Below are 20,922 nucleotides of genomic sequence, written 5' to 3' on the forward strand. Positions count from 1 at the left end.
CTTTTCATGCCGTTAGCGGCACACTGCTTTCTAAAGATATCACGGTGAAACCAACCAAACGCGTCACAATCAGCGACATCGCACGACTGGCGGGGGTATCCAAATCCACTGCCAGTCTGGTTCTCAATGGCCGCAGCAAAGAGTTCCGCGTTTCGGACGAAACCCGTGACCGGGTGCTGGCGCTGGCGCAACAACAACGCTACCAACCCAGCATTCATGCCCGTTCTCTGCGCTCCAGCCGAAGCAACACGCTGGGGCTGGTGGTACCGGAAATGACCAACTACGGTTTTGCGATGATCTCGCGCGAGCTGGAGTGTCTGTGTCGGGAAGCCGGATTACAGTTGCTGATCGCCTGTACCGACGAAAACGCCAGTCAGGAAATGATGGCGGTCAACAGTTTGATTCAACGTCAGGTAGACGGCCTGATCGTTGCCTCCAGTATGCTGAGCGACGCTGAATATCAGAAGATCAACCAGCAGTTGCCGGTATTGCAATTCGACCGGGCCATCGGCGATTCCGACTTGCCGATGGTCGTTTCCGAAGCGGTGGAATCCACCGCTGCGCTGGTGGAAAACATTGCGCGGCGGCACCAGGACGAATTCTATTTTATCGGCGGGCCATCCCGCATATCACCGACCCGCGACCGGCTGGCCGGTTTCCAGCTTGGGCTGGAGCGCGCTGGTGTTGAGTGCCGTCCGGAGTGGATCATCCACGGCAACTACCATTCCAGCGCCGGTTACGAAATGTTCGCCCAACTGTGCGCCCATCTTGGCCGTCCGCCCCGCGCCTTATTCACCGCTGCTTGTGGTTTGCTGGAAGGGGTTTTGCGTTACCTGAATCAGCATAACCTGATGGATTGCGACATGCGGTTGTGCAGCTTCGACGATCACTATCTGTTCGATTGCCTGACGATGAAAATCGATACCGTATCTCAGGATTGCGAGACACTGGCACGCAACAGCTTTGAGATGATCACGACGCTTATCGAAGGGCGGCCGCTGACAGAAAGCCGGATCTACGTCCCCACCCGTCCGCACTGGCGTCATCCTGACTCTCGAGCCTGAAGGTGACGACGGCCACAAAATCTTACGCATAAAAAAACCACCGCCAAGGCGGTGGTTCTGTTCAGCAGGGCCAAAGACGTCTCAGCGCACTTTCTCCGACCCCATCAGGCCGATTTTGAGATACCCCGCTTCACGCAGCGAATCCATCACCCGCATCAGGGTTTCATAATCGACGCTTTTGTCCGCCTGAAAGAAAATAGTGGTGTCTTTGTTACCCTGCGTTTTGCTTTCCAACACCTGGGCCAGCGTCGCTTCGGTAATCGCATCGTCACCCAGATAGAGTTGTTTATCCGCTTTCACCGTCAGAAACACCGGTTTTTCCGGGCGCGGTTGCGGCGTAGCGCTGGAAGCCGGCAAATTGACCCGCACGTCTACCGTTGCCAGCGGCGCGGCCACCATGAAGATGATCAACAACACCAGCATGACGTCGATAAACGGCGTCACGTTGATGTCATGCATTTCACCATTTTCACTCTGCCCGTCGTTCAGATGCATCGCCATCCGCTTACCCTACCCGTAGCTGGTGCGCCGGTGCGGGAGAAACATTGCCGACGCTGGCAGCAATATCCAGATCGCGGCTTTGCAACAGCAGAACCTGCGCCGCTACATCGCCGACCATCGCTTTGTAATTGGCCGTCCAGCGTGCAAACACGTTGTAAATCACTACCGCCGGGATTGCCGCCACCAGGCCGATGGCCGTCGCCAGCAACGCTTCGGCGATACCCGGCGCGACAACCGCCAGGTTGGTAGTCTGAGACTGCGCAATACCGATAAAGCTGTTCATAATGCCCCAGACCGTACCGAACAGACCGATGAACGGCGCGATGGCCCCCACCGTCGCCAGATAACCGGTTCCGCGTCCCATCTGACGGCCGGTCGCAGCGACCCGGCGCTCAAAACGAAAGGCGGTACGTTCTTTAATGCCGTTGTTGTCGTCGGAGCGCTCAGACAACACTTGCTCGTTGCGGGCGTCCGTCAGCAGTTGCAGCGATACGCTACCCGGCTTGAACTCGGCGGCGATATCGGTCGCATCATCCAGCGTACGGGCCTCTTCCAGTGCCTGATACTCACGACGGATACGCTTTTTCGCGCTCATCAGGCTGGCGCTTTTACCAAAAAAGATCGCCCAGGTAACCACCGATGCCAGCAACAAGCCAATCATCACGGTTTTTACCACCACGTCAGCGTGCTGATACATTCCCCAAACGGATAAGTCAGTATTCATCAGCGTGCCGACGGCACCTGTCGGCGGCAACGCAGACGGTGCGGCGCCAACCGCAGCCATAGTGGTCGTACCGGCCGCCGCTATCGGCGTCGATGCCGGTGCAGCCAACGCATTGCCTGCCATCCCCAGCAACGCGAACGCCATCAGACGATGCATAAAACCCCCGAACACGTCACCCAGCCGACGCCAGATGGATGACCTCCGTTGGTTACTCTTCTTATCAGCCGTATACACGCTGTGCCTCCACCCATCATTTTTATACAACGTTAATCTGGCGAAAATAATACCAAACCTGTAATTAATTGATAGTCGTTCTCATTTTTATTTGCGTATTTTGCCATCCCTTTTCCCCAACAGCGCCTTATTTTTTCATCGCCGTACCCGCACCGTATCGGCAACATTTTCATCTTGATGAGAAAAGCCGCCCCCCTGTCACTTCAGCCGTGATAACGTAAAGGGATGGACGCAGGGCATGTTTAAGCTACAGGTAAAGCCGAATGACGAGTAAAAAAATCGCCACCGCGCTGGTGGCCGCCGGACGCACTAAGCGGGTAACCCAAGGTGCGGTAAACCCGGTAATCCAGCGCGCTTCTTCGCTGATCTTCGACAGCGTGCAGGATAAAAAACACGCCACCGCCAATCGCGCCAAAGGCGCGTTGTTTTATGGCCGCCGCGGTACTCTGACCCATTTCGCTTTTCAGGACGCGATGACCGAGCTGGAAGGCGGTGCGGGCTGCGCACTCTATCCTTGCGGCGCAGCCGCCATCGCCAACGCGATAACGTCATTTGTTTCGGCGGGCGACCATCTGCTGGTTACCGGTTCCGCTTATGAACCGACGCAGGATTTTTGTAACAAAGTGCTGACTAAAATGAACATCAGCACCACCTTTTTCGACCCGATGATCGGTGCCGATATCGCCACGCTTATCCAGCCCAATACCCGGGTCGTGTTTTTGGAATCACCCGGTTCCATTACGATGGAAGTGCATGACGTGCCGGCGATGGTCGCGGCCATCCGTCGCGTTAACCCGGACATCGTCATCATGATCGACAACACCTGGGCTGCCGGCGTGTTGTTCCGCCCGCTTGATGTCGGCGTCGATATTTCGATCCAATCCGGCACCAAATATATCGTCGGCCACTCCGACGCCATGATTGGCACCGCCGTCGCCAACGCACGCTGTTGGGATCAACTGCGTGAACAATCCTACCTGATGGGGCAGATGGCTGACGCAGATAGCGCCTATCTGGCCAGTCGCGGCCTGCGAACGCTCGGCGTCAGATTGCAACAGCATCAGGAGAATGGCCTGCGCGTTGCACGCTGGCTGGCTGCCCGCCCGGAAGTCGCGACGGTGAACCACCCGGCGCTGCCCGGTAGCAAAGGACATGAATTCTTCGTACGGGATTTTAGCGGCAGTAATGGCCTGTTCTCATTTGTCCTGAAAGAGAAACTGAGCCGTGAGCAACTGGCCCATTATCTCGACCACTTCAGTCACTTCCGGATGGCCTACTCCTGGGGGGGATTCGAATCGCTGATTTTGGCGAACCAACCGGAAGAGCTGGCGGCGATTCGCCCGGCCGGCGGCATCGACTTTACCGGCACGCTGGTACGACTGCATATCGGCCTGGAAGATTGCGACGATTTGGAAGCCGATTTGGAAGCCGGCTTCAGGAGATTGCAGGAAATGTGACGCCACTATCCCTCCAGCCCCTTGATGCCGCTGTGGTAAGTCGGGTAAAGCGTATATGATGAACAGTAACAACGATGACAATACGTTTACCTTTTTTACCCTATCCTGATGCTCGTCTTTATCAAGATTAGGGTCTATCCCGCCAGGCATCATTGGCTCAGCCAACGGCAACCTGGCCAGCCCTATCGGGATAGGCTCTTAATGCGGCGTATTTACGCGGCAAAGGGGTTACAGCAAACCAGACAGGATGCGATATGAGTGTTGTTCATGAAATTATTCAGGCGCTATGGCGACAAGACTTTAGCGCGCTGGCCGATCCCCACGTCGTGTGGGTGATTTATGGCGTGCTTTTTACCACTCTGTTTCTGGAAAATGGCCTGCTGCCCGCCTCCTTTCTGCCCGGCGACAGCCTGCTGCTGCTGACCGGCGCCATGATAGCCAAAGGCGTGATGAGCTTCATCCCCACCATGGTGCTGCTGACCGTGGCCGCCAGTCTCGGCTGCTGGCTAAGCTACCTGCAAGGGCGCTGGTTAGGCGATACCCGGTTGGTAAAAAAATGGCTGCATCAGTTACCGGCCCACTATCACCAACGCACCCACAATCTGTTCCATCAGCATGGGCTGGCTGCACTGCTGGTTGGGCGTTTTCTGGCGTTTGTTCGCACCCTGTTGCCGACCATCGCCGGGGTATCGGGGCTTAGCAGCACCCGCTTTCAGATTTTCAACTGGCTGAGCGGCTTCTTGTGGGTCAGCGGGATTGTCACGCTGGGTTATGCGCTTAGCCATATTCCGTTGGTCAAACGTTATGAAGACCAGGTGATGACGGCGTTGTGCATCCTGCCGTTGCTGCTGCTGTTCAGCGGGCTGGTGGGGATGCTGCTGGTACTTTGGCGTAAAAGACGGGCTATGGCCTGAGAAAAACCGACGAAGCAAACAGTCTCTGTTGCTATTCCGCTGTTGCTATTCGTCTGTTGCTATTCGTCGGTAATCGCCGGTAACCGCTTTGCGGATTTGCGTGCGTTGCTCAACACCGGCGTAAAGCGGTTTAGTGACTTTCCACCACCCCGGCGCCCGAACGCAATCGCGCCACTTCATCACCCGGCGTCGCCCCGAAAAAGCGCTTAAACTCCCGGCTAAATTGCGAAGAGCTTTCATAACCGACGCGCATTGACGCCGTATTCGCCTTCAATCCGTCATGCACCATCAGCAAACGCGCCTTGTGCAACCGGTAAGACTTCAGATACTGCACCGGCGAGGTGTTGGTCACCGCTTTGAAGTTATGGTGAAACGCCGACACACTCATGTTCACTTCCAGCGCCAGCCGCTCCACACTGAGACTATCGGCATAGTGGTTTTCGATATAGCGCAACGCGCGGGCGATTTGACTGAAATGACTATAGCGATTCATCAGCGCTTGCAGCGAATCGCCGCAAGGCCCGCACAGCACATGGTAAAGGATTTCACGTACGATCCACGGCCCCAGTACTCGGGCATCGCGGGTGTTGGTCATCGCCTCCAGCAAGCGCTCCGTCGCACATAACACCGCCTCATCGAGCGGTGCGCTGCTGATGCCTGCGCTATCCGGCCGACGCTTCTCGCCACAACTGTCATCACCCATCTCAATCAGCAGGTCTTGCAGAATCGGGATATCGACCCGAATAGAAATCCCCACCAGCGGATTTTCCGGGCTGGCGAAACTTTCACATTCGAACGGCAACGGCACCGTCATCAACAAATAGTTGTCCGGGTCATACTGGAAAACCTTGTCCCCCAGATACCCCACTTTGTGTCCCTGAAAAACAATCACAATACACGGGTCATACAGCACCGGAGCCCTTGCCCCATGCTGGTCGGCATAAATAACTTTGACCTGTGGAATCGGCGTCTGACTCACGCCGTTGCCGTTGGTATGCAACATCGCCAGTTTGACTAAACGCTGGCGAGGATCGGAATTCTGCATAATAGTTACCTCTTACTGACAACGGAAATAAAGTGACACAGATGGGCGATAGAATCACCCTTTCCTCCTGATCTTTGCAGAAAAAGGCAAGACACGGCGAGAAATGAGCATTGCTGGAATCTCAGGAGAAGCCGAGAATGAAACTCATCGCCACACCATCATGGTAAGCGTGGTTTACCCTCTGCCATCTATCCCTGACTCATTCACGTTGCAGGACAAAACGCGTTATCCCGCAAGGCAACGCTCGGTTATGGGCCGGTAAGCAAGCCAATGCCACGGCAACCTAGAGAACGACGGGTATATAACAAGGAATCCGCATGAATAACACCATTGAGCTACTCAAACACCACCGTAGCGAGCGCAGTTACCTGGATAAACCTATCCCGGAAGAGGTGCTTTCCGCCATTATCGACAGTGCGCATCTGGCACCCACATCGGTGAATTCGCAGCAGGTTTCCATCGTAGTCGTCCGCAATCCGGCACGCCGTGCTCGTATCGCTGAACTGGCGGGCGGGCAGCCCTGGATTGCGCAGGCTCCGGTATTCCTCACGCTGGTGTTGGATATGCACAAAACCGCAACCGGTATTGCCATGAGCGGCAATACCCAACATGCGCACGAAAGTGTTGAAAGCATTATTTCCGGCTCGACCGATGTGGGCATCGCGCTGGGTACCTTGATCGCCGCTGCACATTCCTTTGGTCTGGGCATCGTGCCGATAGGCGGTGTGCGCCGTAATCCGCAAGCGATGATTGAACTGCTAGAGCTGCCGCCACTGACGTTTCCGGTGGTAGGGCTGGTCTTGGGTTATGTCGACCGACCAGCACACCAGAAACCACGCCTGCCGCAGGAAACCTTCCGCCATGAAGAGGTCTACCACACGGAGCCGTTGGCCACTACGATCGAACAATACAATCACACCCTGATTAACCATTGGAAGCAAACGGGACGCAACGATGGCGAGGCCTGGGGGAGTAATACCGCCAGCTACTATCAGCGCGTCTATTACCCCCATGTCCTGCCTGTGCTGTTACAGCAAGGTTTCAAACTTGATCAGTAACACTTACAAATAACATTTATCTGGATCCGCTATCCGAGCCAGTGACACTACTGTGGCCCGGTAACACTCTATAAAGGAATTCACCATGCAGAACTTTACGCTTCATACCCCGACCAAAATCCTGTTCGGCGAAGGACAAATCGCCGCACTGGCTGACCAAATCCCGGCGGACGCCCGTATCCTGATCACTTACGGCGGCGGCAGCATCAAGAAAAACGGCGTGTTCGACCAGGTGATCAACGCCCTGAAAGGCCATAACGTACTGGAGTTCTCCGGTATCGAACCGAACCCGACCTACGAAACGCTCATGAAGGCGGTTGAGATCGTTCGCAAGGAAAAAATCGACTTTCTGTTGGCGGTAGGCGGCGGTTCAGTCGCCGACGGCACCAAATTCATCGCGGCGGCGGCAAACTATACCGCGGCTGACGATCCGTGGCACATCCTGCAAACCTGGGGTGCGCAGGTAGAAACCGCCCTCCCTCTGGGCGTGGTACTGACCCTGCCGGCAACAGGCTCCGAATCCAACAGCGGCGCGGTCATTACCCGCAAGAGCAGCGGCGACAAGCAAGCGTTCATGAATCCGCTGGTATGCCCGCGCTTCGCCATACTCGACCCAGTCGTCACCTACACCTTGCCTGAGCGACAGATCGCCAACGGCGTAGTCGATGCTTTCATTCATACCGTCGAACAGTACCTGACCTACCCGGTCGACGCCAAAGTGCAGGATCGCTTCGCTGAAGGTTTGTTGCTGACGTTGATCGAAGAAGGCCCGCGCGCACTGAAAGAGCAGCAGAATTACAATGTGCGCGCCAACGTCATGTGGAGCGCCACCATGGCGCTCAACGGCCTGATCGGCGCCGGTGTACCGCAAGACTGGTCGACCCATATGCTGGGCCATGAAATCACCGCCATGCATGGTCTGGATCATGCCCAGACGCTGGCCATCGTACTGCCGGCCATGCTGAATGAACGTCGCATCCAGAAACGTGAAAAACTGCTGCAATACGCAGAGCGCGTCTGGAATCTGCGCGATGGTACGGAAGACCAGCGTATTGATGCCGCGATCGCCGCTACCCGCGCCTTCTTCGAACAAATGGGCGTGCCTACCCGCCTGTCCGACTACCAGTTGGACGGCAGTTCGATCCCGGCGCTGGTCGCGAAACTGGAAGAGCACGGTCTGACCGCGTTGGGCGAACACCAGGACATCACGCTGGACATCAGCAAACGCGTGTACGAAGCCAGCCGCTAACCGCGACGCACCGACTTTTCGACTACACTTAACACGGTGCCGCACAGACGTGCAGGCACCGTCCAAGGTGAAAAACGAGTTGAGTGTGAAAAGTGCGTTGGGTGTAACAATCATTCTGGTGTAACAACCATTCTGGTGTGAAAAACAGTCCTGATGCGCCGCCGTTTCGGCGGCGTTGTTGTCTCATCGCTACCTTGCCGCCATGCCGACAGAATCCTCCCCGGCCAGGCGCTGAAGGCGCATAACAAGGAGAACGACATGACGATGCAACCTCTGGTGAAACTGGCTGACGGCCATGTCATGCCCCAACTGGGGCTTGGCGTATGGCAAGCCAGCAATGAACAAGCGACAACCGCCGTTACCGAAGCGCTGAACGTCGGTTATCGTGCTATTGATACCGCCGCGATCTACAGAAACGAAGCGGGTGTCGGCAAAGCCTTGCAGGAAACCGCCGTTCCACGCAGCGATATCTTTATCACGACCAAGCTATGGAACAGCGACCAGGCGCACCCGCGTCAGGCGCTGGAAGAAAGCCTGCGAAAACTGCAACTGGAATACGTTGACCTGTACCTGATCCATTGGCCGTTGCCGGAACAGAATACCTATGTCGAAGCCTGGCGCGGGTTACTCAATCTCAAGGAACAGGGGCTGGCGAAAAGCGTCGGCGTCTGCAACTTCAACCCACACCATCTGCAACGCCTGAAAGAAGAAACCGGCGTGATGCCGGTCATCAACCAGATAGAACTACACCCGCTGTTCCAGCAGCGTATGCTGCACACCTGGAATACCACTCACCATATCCAGACCGAGTCCTGGAGCCCGCTGGCGCAGGGTGGAGACGGTGTATTTGACCACCCGGTGATCCACGCGCTGGCGAAAAAATACGGTAAGACGCCGGCACAAATCGTGATTCGCTGGCATCTGGACAACGGTCTGGTGGTGATCCCCAAATCCGTGACGCCGGCGCGTATTCGTGAAAACTTCGCAGTGTTTGATTTCCGACTGGAGAAAGAAGAGTTGAGTGAAATCGCCACGCTGGATTGCGGCAAACGTCTGGGGCCGGACCCTGACCAACCGCGCACCGACGCGCCGCGCAAAGACTAATACGGCACCCGTGCTTGTATCCTGCGTCACAGGCACGGGCGACGCCGTCAGGGCTGCACTACCAACTGAGCGGTCGAGCCGCGATCGGCCATTTCCAGCGTGTGGCTGTAATACAGAAACGGGAACTGCGGTGTGGAAAACTGGCCGAAATACACCAGCAGTTCCACATCATTTTCCACCCATACCGTGTCTTTCCAGCCGCTGTCTTCCGGCGGCGTCAGGCCGCCGTTGACGCTGCGTACCAAAAATGCCGCACCCTGAATATGGAAAGGCTGCGGCTGGTCGGCATGTACAATCCAGCGTTCATAGCGCCCGACCTGAGTTTGTACATCGACGCGATTCATATCCCACATGGCGCCGTTAATCCCCGGCTGGCTGTCGCCCAGGCGAAATTCGCGCGTCCGGCTGACTGCGCCGTCGATAATATTATCGGTCAACAGCCGCATCGGCAGCGTGTTGGTCACCAGCGGCAACAAGCCGGTCGGCCGCAGGGTCAATATCGCCGACGACACCAAAATCGTAGAGGGTTCGAACAAGCCGCGCAGCCGCTGCATGATGGTGGCGGACTCGCCGGCGGTCAACGTCACCTCATCGCCCTGCGACATATCAACCAGCACTTCGCGGCGCTCGCCGGGAGCCAGCGAGATTTGATTCAGCGCCATCGGCGCAGGCAAAAAACCTTGGTCATTAGCAATAAGGCTCATCGGCCGGCCATCGCTCATACGCATCACATAACGGCGGGCGTTGGACGCATTCAGCAGACGCAAACGTACCCAGCCGCGCGACACTTCCACATACGGGTTCCGGGCGCCATTCACCAACAGCGTATCGCCGATAAAACCGCCGCTGCCGGGTGGGTTGTATAGCGGCGCGCCGAAATTATCCAGCCGTTTATCCTGAATAATCAGCGGGAAATCATCCACGCCGTAATGATTGGGGATCGGCAGCGACTTACTGAGGCTATCTTCCACCAGCCACAACCCCGCCAGACCGTTATAGACATGCGACGCCATGCGATTAGGCGTGTTGGCGTGATACCAACAGGTCGCCGCCGCCTGACGTACCGGCAGCACCGGCGACCAGTCCATATTGGGCTGGATCATGCGTCCTGCGCCGCCCATCAGCGCCCCCGGTGCCTGCAAGCCGCTGACGGTCATCGACACTGGCTCATTCAGGCGGTTGCTGTAGACCAGCTTGACGTCGTCATCACTGAACACCCGCACGGTCGGGCCAAGATAGCGGCCGTTAAATCCCCACACCGGGTTTTTACGCTCACCGGAAAACGCCCAGTGCGCCCGTTGCATGGTCAGAAAGACCGGCTGCCCGCGGCGAGACTCCAGCAGCGGCGGAATAGGCAGCGGGGTTTTACTACCGCCATCGGCTCTGGCCGTCAGCGGCATTGCACCGGCACATAGCGCAATACCTGAAGCCTGAAGAAACTGACGCCGACTCAATGACATAATGACTCCAAAAACCTGTTCAATCCTTTACTCCATACCGGGCTATTATTCCGCCCGCAAGGTCACGCCGCGCATCCTCGCGCTGACTCAGCGTTTTTCAGCCGCTTCGCGTTGTGCGACTTCGGCATCCAGTTGTGCGATTTTCGCCGCCATCAGGTCATGGCAATGGGCGGCCAGTTCACGCACTTGCTCTTTGTTGTAGCCACTGCAGTCCACCGGCGGCAATAACTCAATAATCACATGGCCGTTATTCCAGCGGTTCAGCTTCACTTTATTGTGAGTGCTGGACACACAAATCGGCACCACCGGCACGCCGGCGGCAATTGCAGCATGGAACGCACCGGTCTTAAACGGCAGCAGGCCACGGCCGCGGCTGCGGGTGCCTTCCGGAAACATCCATACCGAGATATTGCGCTCTTTAATATGCTTCACCACCTGGGTGATGGTGCCATGGGCTTTGGCTCGATTATCACGATCAATCAACAGATTACCGGCCAGCCAGTACAGCGGGCCGAAAAACGGGATCCACACCAGGCTTTTCTTACCCACCGTCACGGTGCGCGGCATCACCACATTTGCCGCCGTTACCATGTCGTAGTTGTTCTGATGGTTGGCAATATAAATGCAGTTCCCCTCAACGCGCGACTCTTCCGGACAACGGATCTCCACCTTGAGGCCAAACACCACCGATAAACGCCCGAACATTCGCCCAAACCGGGAAACATGGCGGGGATCTTTGGGGGTAAACAGGCAGTACACAAAGCCGAACAGACAAACCACAACAGAAAAGACGATCACCACCAAAAACCGGAGAATAAATAACATAGCAACCTCATTAACCAACAGCCGCCGCTAGTATAGCGGCTTCGCGGTAAAACACACGGCGAACCTTGCCGCAGCAGACCGCGTGACCAACCCCAAGGCAACCATCGGACGAACGGGATATAACGAAAGGGAATCGTGACGGGAATGACCATCCCGGCATCATCCCCTCGACAGGACAGGGCGCACAGCCGAGGACCACACAGGTAACGGTCCCCAGCTTTCGCAACAAACGCTATTCTTCGCTGCCGCCGGCGCTTGCAATACCGGCCGGCGACTCGACCTCAATGCGATCGACCCGTTGTAAACCACGCGGCAGCGCCGTACCTTTGCACCCGCGGCTGGCCTGATACTTTTGCAGCTCTTCCGGGCGTAGCGAGTACTTGCGCTTACCGGCATACAAGGTAACGGACGATTGCGGCGCGATAGCCATCAGCCACAATATCCGATCATCGCCGCTGGCCAGTTGCGCCGCCGGGATCGAGACAATCTTGTTGCCCTTCCCTTTGGATAACGCCGGCAGGTCGGCGACCGGGAACAGCAATAGACGGCCGGCCGCAGTAATGGTCAGCAGCAGCTCATCATCACGCTGCAACTCCAGCGGCGGCAGAACACGCGCATGGTCCGGCAGGGTCAACACCGCTTTCCCTACCCGGTTACGCGCCACCAGATCGGCAAAGGTACAAATAAAGCCGTAACCGGCGTCGGAAGCCAGCAGCAACCGCTGGTTATCCGCCGCCATCAGCACCTGCTCGATGGTAGCGCCCGGCGGCAGCGTCAGCTTACCGGTCAACGGCTCGCCCTGACCGCGTGCCGACGGCAACGTCAGCGGATCGAGCGCATAGCTGCGCCCGGTGGAATCCATAAAGACTACCGGCTGATTACTCTTGCCGCGGGCGGCGGCGCGGTAAGCATCGCCCGCCTTGTAACTCAGGCCGGACGGATCGATGTCGTGGCCTTTAGCGCTACGCACCCAACCCATTTCCGACAGCACGATGGTCACCGGTTCAGACGGCGACAGGTCATGCTCGCTCATGGCTTTGGCTTCACCGCGTTCATGCAGCGGTGAACGGCGATCATCGCCGTAGGCTTTGGCGTCTTCCTGAATCTCTTTTTTCAGCAGGGTGTTCATCTTGCGTTCCGACGCCAGCAACGCCTGAATCTGGTCGCGCTCTTTCGCCAGTTCATCCTGCTCGCCGCGAATCTTCACCTCTTCCAGTTTGGCCAGATGACGCAGTTTCAATTCCAGAATGGCTTCAGCCTGGGTATCGCTCAGGCCGAATTTCGCCATCAACACCGGTTTCGGTTCATCTTCGTTACGGATGATATGAATCACTTCATCGATATTCAGGAACGCAATCAACAACCCTTCCAGAATATGCAGGCGCTTGAGCACCTTATCCAGCCGGAAGTTCAGCCGACGGCGCACGGTATCGCGGCGGAACGTCAGCCATTCGGTCAGGATTTCCCGCAGTCCTTTCACGGCGGGGCGGCCATCCAGACCGATCATGTTCATGTTGATGCGGTAGCTTTTTTCCAGATCGGTGGTCGCGAACAAATGGTTCATCACCTGATCGAAGTCGATGCGGTTGGATCGCGGCACCAGCACCAGCCGGGTCGGATTCTCATGGTCGGATTCGTCGCGCAAGTCGTCGATCATCGGCAACTTCTTGGCCCGCATCTGACTGGCGATCTGCTCCAGCACCCGCGCACCCGATACCTGGTGCGGCAGCGCGGTGATCACCACACTGCCGTCCTCTTTCTTCCATACTGCCCGCATACGCACCGAGCCGCGGCCGCTTTCGTACATTTTGCGGATCTCGTCGCGCGGGGTGATGATTTCCGCATCGGTCGGGAAATCCGGCCCCTGTACGTGACGCAGCAGCGCCTCCAGCGACGTGTCCGGCTCGTCGATCAATGCCATCGCCGCCGCCGCCACTTCACGCACGTTATGCGGCGGAATATCGGTCGCCATGCCGACCGCGATGCCGGTAGTACCGTTGAGCAGAATGTTGGGCAAGCGGGCAGGCAGCATTTTCGGCTCCTGCAACGTACCGTCAAAGTTCGGCACGTAATCCACCGTGCCTTGTCCCAGCTCGCCCAGCAGCACTTCGGCATACTTCGACAAGCGGGATTCGGTATAACGCATGGCGGCGAACGACTTGGGATCATCCGGCGCCCCCCAGTTACCCTGGCCGTCCACCAGCGGGTAACGATAGGAGAAGGGTTGCGCCATCAGCACCATCGCCTCGTAACAGGCGCTGTCGCCGTGCGGGTGGTATTTACCCAGCACGTCGCCCACCGTACGGGCAGATTTCTTGAATTTGGCGCTGGCGTTCAGCCCCAGTTCAGACATTGCGTACACGATACGACGCTGAACCGGCTTGAGGCCGTCGCCGATAAAGGGGAGCGCCCTGTCCATGATGACGTACATGGAGTAGTTCAGATAGGCGTTCTCAGTAAACGTGTGCAGCGCAAGACGCTCTGCGCCGTCATGAGTCATGTCACTCATTAATAATCCTTAAACCGTGGCGTATGGCCATGTTCAAAAAAACTCGCTTATTTTTAGGTGATGAGCCACGCGGTGCAGCAACCTCATGCCGAGTTTGCTTTCCAGCCGCCCAGCGCCCGGCTGATCCCGGACGCGGTCTGCCCAGGCTGTCCGGCAGCGGCGGTGACGGACCCGCTGTCCACCACCGCGACAAATGCCTGCATCTCTTCCAGCGTGATTTTCATCATGCCCCGGCGTCAGACGTCAAGCTCTGCCTTATCGCCCTTCTCCTGCAACCAGTTGCGGCGATCTTCGGAGCGTTTTTTCGCCAGCAGCATATCCATGGTCGCCAGCGTCTGCTCAATGTCCTGCTCATTAATCGTGAGCTGCACCAGACGACGCGTATTCGGGTCGAGTGTGGTTTCGCGCAGTTGCATCGGGTTCATTTCGCCCAACCCTTTGAAACGCTGGACGTTAGGCTTGCCTTTCTTGCGTTTGAGCTGTTCCAGAATGCCCGCTTTCTCTTCTTCATCCAGCGCGTAGTACACCTCTTTACCGAGGTCGATACGGTAGAGCGGCGGCATGGCGACATGCACATGCCCCCCCTGCACCAACGCGCGGAAATGGCGCACGAACAACGCGCACAGCAGCGTGGCAATGTGTAGCCCGTCCGAATCCGCATCCGCCAGAATACAGATCTTGCCGTAACGCAGTTGGCTCAGGTCGTCGCTGTCCGGATCGATACCGATCGCTACCGAAATATCATGCACTTCCTGCGATGCCAGCACTTCATCCGACGAGACTTCCCAGGTATTGAGGATCTTCCCCTTGAGCGGCATGATCGCCTGGTATTCACGATCGCGCGCCTGTTTGGCGGAGCCGCCCGCTGAATCCCCTTCCACCAGGAACAACTCGGTCTTGCTCAGATCCTGCGAGGTACAATCCGCCAGCTTGCCGGGCAGCGCCGGACCGCTGGTCAGTTTCTTACGCACCACTTTCTTGGCGGCGCGCATACGCCGCTGGGCGCTGGAGATAGCCATCTCCGCCAACTGTTCCGCCGCCTGTACGTTCTGGTTCAGCCACAGGCTAAATGCATCTTTAACCACGCCGGAAACGAACGCCGCCGACTGGCGCGACGATAACCGCTCTTTGGTCTGACCGGCGAACTGCGGGTCCTGCATCTTCAGCGATAGCACATAAGCGCAACGCTCCCAGATGTCTTCCGCGCTGAGCTTGACGCCGCGCGGCAGCATATTGCGGAATTCGCAAAATTCACGCATCGCATCCAGCAACCCTTGTCGCAATCCGTTGACGTGAGTCCCGCCTTGCAGGGTCGGAATCAGGTTAACGTAGCTTTCCGTCAGCAACTCGCCGCCTTCGGGCAACCATAACAGCGCCCACTCTACCGCTTCGGTATCGCCGGGAATCGCGGCGACGAACGGTTTCTCCGGCAGCGTCGGCAGCCCGTTGACGGCTTCGCACAGGTAATCGCTCAGGCCGCCCTGATAACACCAGCGTTGTTCGGTATCGTTCACGCCGTCTTTAAAGACGATTTCCACACCGGGACACAACACCGCCTTGGCTTTCAGCAGATGCGTCAGGGACAACACGGAAAAGCGCGGGCTGTCGAAGAAGCTCACATCAGGCCAAAACCGTACCCGGGTGCCGGTGTTGCGGCGCCCACAGGTGCCGGTTACCGTCAGATCCTGTACTTTGTCGCCATTTTCAAAAGCGATGTCGTAGACCTGACCGTCGCGACGTACCGTCACTTCCACCCGAGTGGACAGCGCGTTGACCACGGAAATCCCTACGCCGTGCAGGCCGCCGGAAAACTGGTAGTTCTTGTTGGAAAATTTGCCCCCGGCATGCAGGCGGCACAGGATCAGCTCAACGGCGGGGACCCCCTCTTCCGGGTGGATGTCCACCGGCATACCGCGCCCATCGTCAATCACTTCCAGCGATTGATCGGGATGCAGAATCACATCAATGCGACGAGCGTGGCCAGCCAGCGCTTCGTCGACGCTGTTATCAATCACCTCTTGTCCCAGATGGTTGGGACGGGTGGTATCGGTGTACATCCCCGGACGGCGGCGCACCGGCTCCAGCCCGCTGAGGACTTCAATCGCATCAGCGTTATAACTTGATTGCGTCATGGTTAGAATGAATATTGTCGTTGTTTGAAAGTTAGACGGTATTCCGCGATTATACGTGGCGCCGGCAACACGCCAAGCGTCGATTATCAGGATGAAAACGCCGTCAAAGCATGTTGACCCGCCCGATATGACGGAATACGGGTGATGATGAGCGCCGTCCGGTCATCGCGACGACGCCAGGATGACTCAGTCTGCCGAGAGCCCGAGGAAGTCGATAATCGGCGCAAAGTAGTGTTCGAACCCTACAAACGCGTGATTACCGCCGGACTCTACCGTTTGACGACAAGCGGTGTAATAGGCCACAGCCTGACGATAGTCCAGCACGTCATCCCCGGTCTGCAGCAGGCACCACAGCAAATCCGGAGATTCCAGCGGCTCGACCTGCATCACCTTGAGATCATAAATGTGCCGTGACTCTAACACATATTGCTCGCCGGTGTAGGGGTTACGCTGTTCTCCCAGGAAATCGAGCAACAGCTCATAAGATCGCACCGCCGGGTTGACCACCACCGCCGGCAAACGAAAACGTTGGGATAACCAGGTCGCGTAATAACCGCCCATGGACGAACCGACCAGACCGAGCGGCCGTCCGGCTCGCTCCATCACCAGTTGTTCCACCATTTCCGCCGCATCCGCCGGGTAAGGCGGCAATTGCGGCACCAACATGTCAATCTGGGGGTGGTGCTCCGCCAGCCACCGCTGCAACGCCGTGGCTTTGGCTGACAAAGGCGAACTGTTGAAACCGTGAAGATAAAGCAGGGTGGGCATCAGTAACCGTCCGAATCCATATCCGGCAAAAATTCATTACCATCAAGACGGCATACCTGGGTTTCCACTCCGCCATCCGGCAATAGTTCCAGATAGCGCCAGCCGGGTGCGACATTATCAATGGTGAAATTGGTGCAGTGCGGTTTGAATTGTACGCAAGTCGATGGCGTCGCCAGCAGGCGGCGGCCGTTCCAGTATAGATCCATTTCCTGATGAATATGGCCGCACAATACGGTACGCACCTGCGGGAAGCGCACCAGCAACGCGTCCAGACTGTGAGCATTGCGCAGGCTATGTTGATCAAGCCAGGTACAACCTGACGGTAACGGATGATGGTGTAGCATCAGTAACGTATGACGCGCCGGCTGACTGAGCAGGCTGCGCTCCAGCCACTCCAGTTGGTATTCGCTCAGCTCGCCGTGCGGTACGCCGAACACCTGACTATCTAGCAGGATGACCTGCCAGTGATCGCCCAGCAGCACATGTTTGGAAGGTACGATACCCGAACGCGCCAGCACATCCACCATGGCGGGTTGAAAGTCATGGTTGCCGGGCAACCAGACACAAGGCGCATTAAAACGACGGATACCATGAGCAAAATGCGTGTACGCGTCCTGCGTATGGTCCTGCGCCAAATCTCCGGTGGCGGTAATCAAATCAACATCAAGTTGCTGTGCCGCGATGGCCGCCAGCACCGCCTGATAGCTGCGGTAAGTATTCACGCCGAGCAGAGTCCCCTGCTCGTCGGCAAAAAGGTGGGTATCTGTTATTTGTAAAATCCTGATTCTGGCCCCACGCGCCACAGGAAGTGTCAACAGGCTTTCCAAATAGTGTCCTTGGGTCTTTGCAATCTGCCTAACAAATCTTCTCTACCCTTAAATACCCCACATGCAGCAAAGCGACCAACGCCCCTGCAATCTAAAGGATGGCGGATATATGTCTAGTGAACGGGAACCGACATTGAACCACACGCCAGGCAATATCTTAGCCAGTCGGCAAGAAACTGATTAATTTGATGCTTTTCGTCACGCTGATGTAACTTCTTATTCGGATAATCATAACGTGCCTTAAAGCGGAAGATCTGCTGACTGGAACACACTTCCGCAACCATCGCATCGTAATATAAGCGCACCACCAGCGTCGGCAGGCTCCAGTAACTGACTGACGGCGCAATTTGTTGAATCTCCACCAGCGCGGTATAGCGGGTAGACTCAAGAATAGTTAAACGATAACGCGCGTTATGGACCTGATACACCACCGCTGCGCCCACCTCTTCATTACGGGGCAGCAAACGGCGCAATTGTGCGAAGTTGACTTCGCTCAACCGCATCATTTCCGGGAAATCCGGGGTATAGCGCTTCATCATCCATCCACCCAGGCTTTTTTTAATGTCTCATGGTGCAGTGCCAACCATTGCAAGGCAATGACAGAGGCGGCGTTGTCAATAATGCCCTGTTCCACCCACTGATAGCTCTGTTCACGGCTGACCACATGTACGCGGATATCCTCGTTCTCTTCCGCTAACCCGTGAATACCGCTGGCGGTGCGGGAATCCACTTCGCCGACCCAAATAGCCAGGCGCTCGCTGGTGCCGCCGGGGCTGGCCAGATAACTGAGCGCCGGATGACAACGCCGCACCACCAATCCGGCTTCTTCCTGCGCTTCACGACGCGCGACCTCTTCCTGACTTTCGCCCGGTTCAATCATGCCGGCCACCAGTTCGAACAACCATGGCGACGCGCTGGTATCGTAAGCGGCGATCCGAATCTGTTCGATCAACACCACCTCGTCGCGTACCGGATCATAAGGCAGCAGTACGACGGCATGACCACGCTCCAGAATTTCCCGGCTCACTTCATCACTCATACCGCCGTTAAACAGACGGTGACGAAAGCGGTAACGTTGTAGTGAAAAAAAACCCTTATAGAGCGTTTCGCGTGCAATAATTTCTACATCATCTTTGGCAAAAGTACCGGGATGTGTATCTGAGGACGCCATAAACTTAACTCCTGTGGACAACACGGCAGGTAAGCCATTTGTTGTGTGGCGAAAACGTGGACAGACATTCCCCGTTTTGTGCAATATTCACCATGCAATCGTGCCAGCCCGATACGGATAATCAGGCACGGAAAAGTCTACCAGCAAGAATGAGGCGCTCCGGAGAGTAACGCAATGTCTTTGCGCCCCCTGGAACGGCATCTTGCCGGGGCAGTCACCGACACGCTGCCGGGCATTGTGCCCAAACCCAAACCGCTAAGTAAAATAGGCTTTTGGGATAACCGCAAGGAAAAGATGGCACAATCAGCCACCTAATTCGATTGGCCGATTCTGATAGAATCGGCAGGTATATCGTCTCCAGATGGCGCAACCCAAAAACTTTGCTGCACAACAAGGAATGCAAATGAAGAAACTGCTCCCACTTCTCATCAGCCTGAGTCTGGGTGGATTTACTGCCGCCAGTCAGGCAGAAGACCTGTTACAGGTTTATCAGCAGGCTAAAACGACCAATCCGGATTTACGCAGCGCCGCCGCCACCCGAGACGCGGCTTTTGAGAAAATTAATGAAGCGCGCTCTTCCTTGCTGCCTCAACTGGGTTTAGGCGCCGACTACACCTACAACAGCGGCTACCGCGACCGCAAAGACATTAACAGCAATGCGACCAGCGCTTCGCTGCAGCTCACCCAGTCAATCTTTAATATGTCGCTGTGGCGTGCCTTGACGCTGCAGGAAAAACAGGCCGGTATTCAGGACGTCAGCTATCAAACCTCCCAGCAGACGCTGTTGCTGAACACCGCAACCGCCTACTTCAACGTACTGCGCGCTATCGACTCGCTGTCTTACGTTAGCGCACAAAAACAGTCGATCTACCGCGAACTGGATCAAACCACTCAGCGTTTCAACGTCGGTTTGGTTGCCATCACCGACGTACAGAACGCGCGTGCCCAGTATGACAATGTGCTGGCGAGCGAAGTGACCGCCCGCAACAATCTGGATAACACCATGGAAACCCTGCGCCAGGTAACCGGTCAATTCTATCCGCAACTGGCGGGGCTGAATATTGACCGCTTCGCGCCGCAGAAACCCGACGCGGTGAACAGCCTGCTGAAAGAAGCGGAAAACCGTAACCTCAGCCTGTTGTCCGCCAGACTGAGCCAGGACTTGGCACGCGAGCAGATTCGCTCGGCGGAAAGCGGCCATATGCCGACACTGAACCTGACGGCATCCACCGGCGTCACCAACACCAACTACTCCGGTTCCAACGCGGTCGGCAACAATTTTAACGACACCTACGTGGGCCAGAATCAGGTCGGTCTGAGCTTCTCGTTACCGATCTACAGCGGCGGCGGCACTTCATCCAGAGTGCAACAGGCGCAGCACAGCTTTGTCGCTTCCAGTGAGAACATGGAAAGCGCGCACCGTTCGGTGATCCAGACGCTGCGTTCCGCACATAACAACATTTCCTCCTCCATCAGTAGCGTTAACGCTTACAAACAGGCGGTAGTCTCTGCACAGAGCTCGCTGGATGCGATGGAAGCCGGTTATCAGGTGGGTACCCGTACCATCGTTGATGTGCTGGACGCCACCACCACGCTGTACAACGCCAAACAGCAATTGTCCGGCGCACGTTATGACTATCTGATTAACCAGTTGAACCTCAAGCAAGCGCTCGGTACGTTGAATGAAGACGATCTGCGTACGCTGAACACCATGCTGGGTAAACCGGTTTCTACGTCTGCCGCCATCGGCGACGATGCGCCGGCACCGGCCGCAACCCCGGTCACGGCCAAAACCCCCGCCAAGGCCAAGCCCTAGTCGTATTACAGGGGAACCCGCTCGGTTCCCCTGTTTTATGGCGGCGGTAGGTAAACGGCGTTTT

General features: G+C 56.7%; 19 protein-coding genes and 1 pseudogene. 8 read left to right on the top strand and 12 right to left on the bottom strand.

All coding sequences use genetic code 11. The features are described 5' to 3' along the window. Positions 1–44 precede the first annotated feature (44 nt). The gene (locus DCH402_RS18540) at positions 45–1,064 is read left to right on the top strand and encodes a substrate-binding domain-containing protein (protein WP_040002739.1); all 1,020 of its coding nucleotides are present in this window, start codon (positions 45–47) and stop codon (positions 1,062–1,064) included. An 81-nt stretch (positions 1,065–1,145) separates the two neighbouring features. Here DCH402_RS18540 and exbD read toward each other — a convergent pair whose 3' ends face one another. Both exbD and exbB read right to left on the bottom strand, forming a co-directional pair. Continuing rightward, positions 1,146–1,565, bottom strand: coding sequence for a TonB system transport protein ExbD (gene exbD / locus DCH402_RS18545; RefSeq protein ID WP_015848069.1), 420 nt, complete (start codon positions 1,563–1,565; stop codon positions 1,146–1,148). Positions 1,566–1,569: 4 nt separating this feature from the next. Then, the gene (gene exbB, locus DCH402_RS18550; protein ID WP_081642189.1) at positions 1,570–2,523 is read right to left on the bottom strand and encodes a tol-pal system-associated acyl-CoA thioesterase; all 954 of its coding nucleotides are present in this window, start codon (positions 2,521–2,523) and stop codon (positions 1,570–1,572) included. Between the two features lie 263 nt (positions 2,524–2,786). On the opposite strand from exbB, the gene metC reads away from it, so the two are divergent. Beyond that, entirely contained in the window at positions 2,787–3,980 is a 1,194-nt protein-coding gene (gene metC, locus DCH402_RS18560; protein WP_015848071.1) for a cystathionine beta-lyase, read from the top strand. A gap of 254 nt (positions 3,981–4,234) precedes the next feature. Next, the gene (locus tag DCH402_RS18565) at positions 4,235–4,894 is read left to right on the top strand and encodes a DedA family protein (protein ID WP_040002743.1); all 660 of its coding nucleotides are present in this window, start codon (positions 4,235–4,237) and stop codon (positions 4,892–4,894) included. A gap of 130 nt (positions 4,895–5,024) precedes the next feature. On the opposite strand, the gene DCH402_RS18570 is transcribed toward DCH402_RS18565, so the two are convergent. Then, positions 5,025–5,939, bottom strand: a complete 915-nt coding sequence (locus tag DCH402_RS18570; protein WP_050583333.1) for an AraC family transcriptional regulator — start codon at positions 5,937–5,939, stop codon at positions 5,025–5,027. Positions 5,940–6,256: 317 nt separating this feature from the next. Between DCH402_RS18570 and DCH402_RS18575 the strand changes: the two genes are divergently transcribed. The 3 genes from DCH402_RS18575 to dkgA all read left to right on the top strand — a co-directional run bounded on the left by DCH402_RS18575 (position 6,257) and on the right by dkgA (position 9,350). Further along, on the top strand, positions 6,257–6,997 hold the full coding sequence (locus DCH402_RS18575) for an NADPH-dependent oxidoreductase (RefSeq protein ID WP_040002746.1): 741 nt from the start codon (positions 6,257–6,259) through the stop codon (positions 6,995–6,997). An 85-nt stretch (positions 6,998–7,082) separates the two neighbouring features. Next, the gene (gene yqhD / locus DCH402_RS18580; protein ID WP_040002748.1) at positions 7,083–8,246 is read left to right on the top strand and encodes an alcohol dehydrogenase; all 1,164 of its coding nucleotides are present in this window, start codon (positions 7,083–7,085) and stop codon (positions 8,244–8,246) included. Between the two features lie 258 nt (positions 8,247–8,504). Further along, positions 8,505–9,350, top strand: coding sequence for a 2,5-didehydrogluconate reductase DkgA (gene dkgA, locus DCH402_RS18585; protein WP_040002750.1), 846 nt, complete (start codon positions 8,505–8,507; stop codon positions 9,348–9,350). Between the two features lie 47 nt (positions 9,351–9,397). Here dkgA and ftsP read toward each other — a convergent pair whose 3' ends face one another. The 9 genes and pseudogenes from ftsP to nudF all read right to left on the bottom strand — a co-directional run bounded on the left by ftsP (position 9,398) and on the right by nudF (position 19,042). Then, entirely contained in the window at positions 9,398–10,810 is a 1,413-nt protein-coding gene (gene ftsP / locus DCH402_RS18590) for a cell division protein FtsP (protein WP_040002752.1), read from the bottom strand. Between the two features lie 87 nt (positions 10,811–10,897). Beyond that, the gene (locus tag DCH402_RS18595; RefSeq protein ID WP_015848077.1) at positions 10,898–11,635 is read right to left on the bottom strand and encodes a 1-acylglycerol-3-phosphate O-acyltransferase; all 738 of its coding nucleotides are present in this window, start codon (positions 11,633–11,635) and stop codon (positions 10,898–10,900) included. Positions 11,636–11,867: 232 nt separating this feature from the next. Beyond that, entirely contained in the window at positions 11,868–14,144 is a 2,277-nt protein-coding gene (gene parC / locus DCH402_RS18600; RefSeq protein WP_040002754.1) for a DNA topoisomerase IV subunit A, read from the bottom strand. A 42-nt stretch (positions 14,145–14,186) separates the two neighbouring features. After that, a pseudogene (locus DCH402_RS21750) lies at positions 14,187–14,368 on the bottom strand (LysR family transcriptional regulator); the annotation flags it as partial. Between the two features lie 12 nt (positions 14,369–14,380). Continuing rightward, complete coding sequence (gene parE / locus DCH402_RS18605; protein WP_040002755.1) at positions 14,381–16,276, bottom strand: DNA topoisomerase IV subunit B; 1,896 nt, start codon at positions 16,274–16,276, stop codon at positions 14,381–14,383. 186 nt (positions 16,277–16,462) lie between these two features. Further along, positions 16,463–17,044 carry an esterase YqiA gene (gene yqiA / locus DCH402_RS18610; RefSeq protein WP_040002756.1) on the bottom strand — a complete coding sequence of 194 codons (582 nt, stop codon included), beginning with the start codon at positions 17,042–17,044 and terminating at the stop codon, positions 16,463–16,465. Next, entirely contained in the window at positions 17,044–17,871 is an 828-nt protein-coding gene (gene cpdA / locus DCH402_RS18615; protein WP_040002758.1) for a 3',5'-cyclic-AMP phosphodiesterase, read from the bottom strand. Before cpdA ends, yqiA begins: the two co-directional genes overlap by 1 nt. A 113-nt stretch (positions 17,872–17,984) precedes the next feature. Beyond that, positions 17,985–18,407 (bottom strand): DUF1249 family protein, encoded by a 423-nt coding sequence (locus DCH402_RS18620; RefSeq protein WP_081639069.1) that lies wholly within the window; start codon positions 18,405–18,407, stop codon positions 17,985–17,987. Continuing rightward, a complete protein-coding gene (nudF, locus tag DCH402_RS18625) occupies positions 18,407–19,042 on the bottom strand; it encodes an ADP-ribose diphosphatase (protein ID WP_033577563.1) in 636 nt (211 codons plus the stop codon). The genes DCH402_RS18620 and nudF overlap by 1 nt, the downstream gene beginning before the upstream one ends. Positions 19,043–19,216: 174 nt before the next feature. Here nudF and DCH402_RS22675 point away from each other — a divergent pair, with 174 nt between their 5' ends. After that, positions 19,217–19,357 (top strand): hypothetical protein, encoded by a 141-nt coding sequence (locus DCH402_RS22675; protein WP_161624085.1) that lies wholly within the window; start codon positions 19,217–19,219, stop codon positions 19,355–19,357. 88 nt (positions 19,358–19,445) lie between these two features. Then, positions 19,446–20,858: an outer membrane channel protein TolC gene (tolC, locus tag DCH402_RS18630; RefSeq protein ID WP_040002759.1), complete on the top strand. Its 1,413-nt coding sequence runs from the start codon at positions 19,446–19,448 to the stop codon at positions 20,856–20,858. Positions 20,859–20,922: the final 64 nt, after the last annotated feature.

The sequence above is a fragment of the Dickeya chrysanthemi NCPPB 402 genome (assembly GCF_000406105.1).
In the GTDB taxonomy this organism is placed as follows: domain Bacteria; phylum Pseudomonadota; class Gammaproteobacteria; order Enterobacterales; family Enterobacteriaceae; genus Dickeya; species Dickeya chrysanthemi.

Bases quoted from the DNA above. Each gene is read 5' to 3' on its own strand.
- nudF (WP_033577563.1), bottom strand. From the start codon at position 19,042: ATGGCGTCCTCAGATACACATCCCGGTACTTTTGCCAAAGATGATGTA.
- dkgA (WP_040002750.1), top strand. From the start codon at position 8,505: ATGACGATGCAACCTCTGGTGAAACTGGCTGACGGCCATGTCATGCCC.
- DCH402_RS18565 (WP_040002743.1), top strand. From the start codon at position 4,235: ATGAGTGTTGTTCATGAAATTATTCAGGCGCTATGGCGACAAGACTTT.
- DCH402_RS18575 (WP_040002746.1), top strand. From the start codon at position 6,257: ATGAATAACACCATTGAGCTACTCAAACACCACCGTAGCGAGCGCAGT.
- tolC (WP_040002759.1), top strand. From the start codon at position 19,446: ATGAAGAAACTGCTCCCACTTCTCATCAGCCTGAGTCTGGGTGGATTT.
- DCH402_RS18620 (WP_081639069.1), bottom strand. From the start codon at position 18,407: ATGAAGCGCTATACCCCGGATTTCCCGGAAATGATGCGGTTGAGCGAA.
- DCH402_RS18595 (WP_015848077.1), bottom strand. From the start codon at position 11,635: ATGTTATTTATTCTCCGGTTTTTGGTGGTGATCGTCTTTTCTGTTGTG.
- exbD (WP_015848069.1), bottom strand. From the start codon at position 1,565: ATGGCGATGCATCTGAACGACGGGCAGAGTGAAAATGGTGAAATGCAT.
- DCH402_RS18570 (WP_050583333.1), bottom strand. From the start codon at position 5,939: ATGCAGAATTCCGATCCTCGCCAGCGTTTAGTCAAACTGGCGATGTTG.
- yqhD (WP_040002748.1), top strand. From the start codon at position 7,083: ATGCAGAACTTTACGCTTCATACCCCGACCAAAATCCTGTTCGGCGAA.
- ftsP (WP_040002752.1), bottom strand. From the start codon at position 10,810: ATGTCATTGAGTCGGCGTCAGTTTCTTCAGGCTTCAGGTATTGCGCTA.
- yqiA (WP_040002756.1), bottom strand. From the start codon at position 17,044: ATGCCCACCCTGCTTTATCTTCACGGTTTCAACAGTTCGCCTTTGTCA.
- DCH402_RS22675 (WP_161624085.1), top strand. From the start codon at position 19,217: ATGTCTTTGCGCCCCCTGGAACGGCATCTTGCCGGGGCAGTCACCGAC.
- parE (WP_040002755.1), bottom strand. From the start codon at position 16,276: ATGACGCAATCAAGTTATAACGCTGATGCGATTGAAGTCCTCAGCGGG.
- metC (WP_015848071.1), top strand. From the start codon at position 2,787: ATGACGAGTAAAAAAATCGCCACCGCGCTGGTGGCCGCCGGACGCACT.
- parC (WP_040002754.1), bottom strand. From the start codon at position 14,144: ATGAGTGACATGACTCATGACGGCGCAGAGCGTCTTGCGCTGCACACG.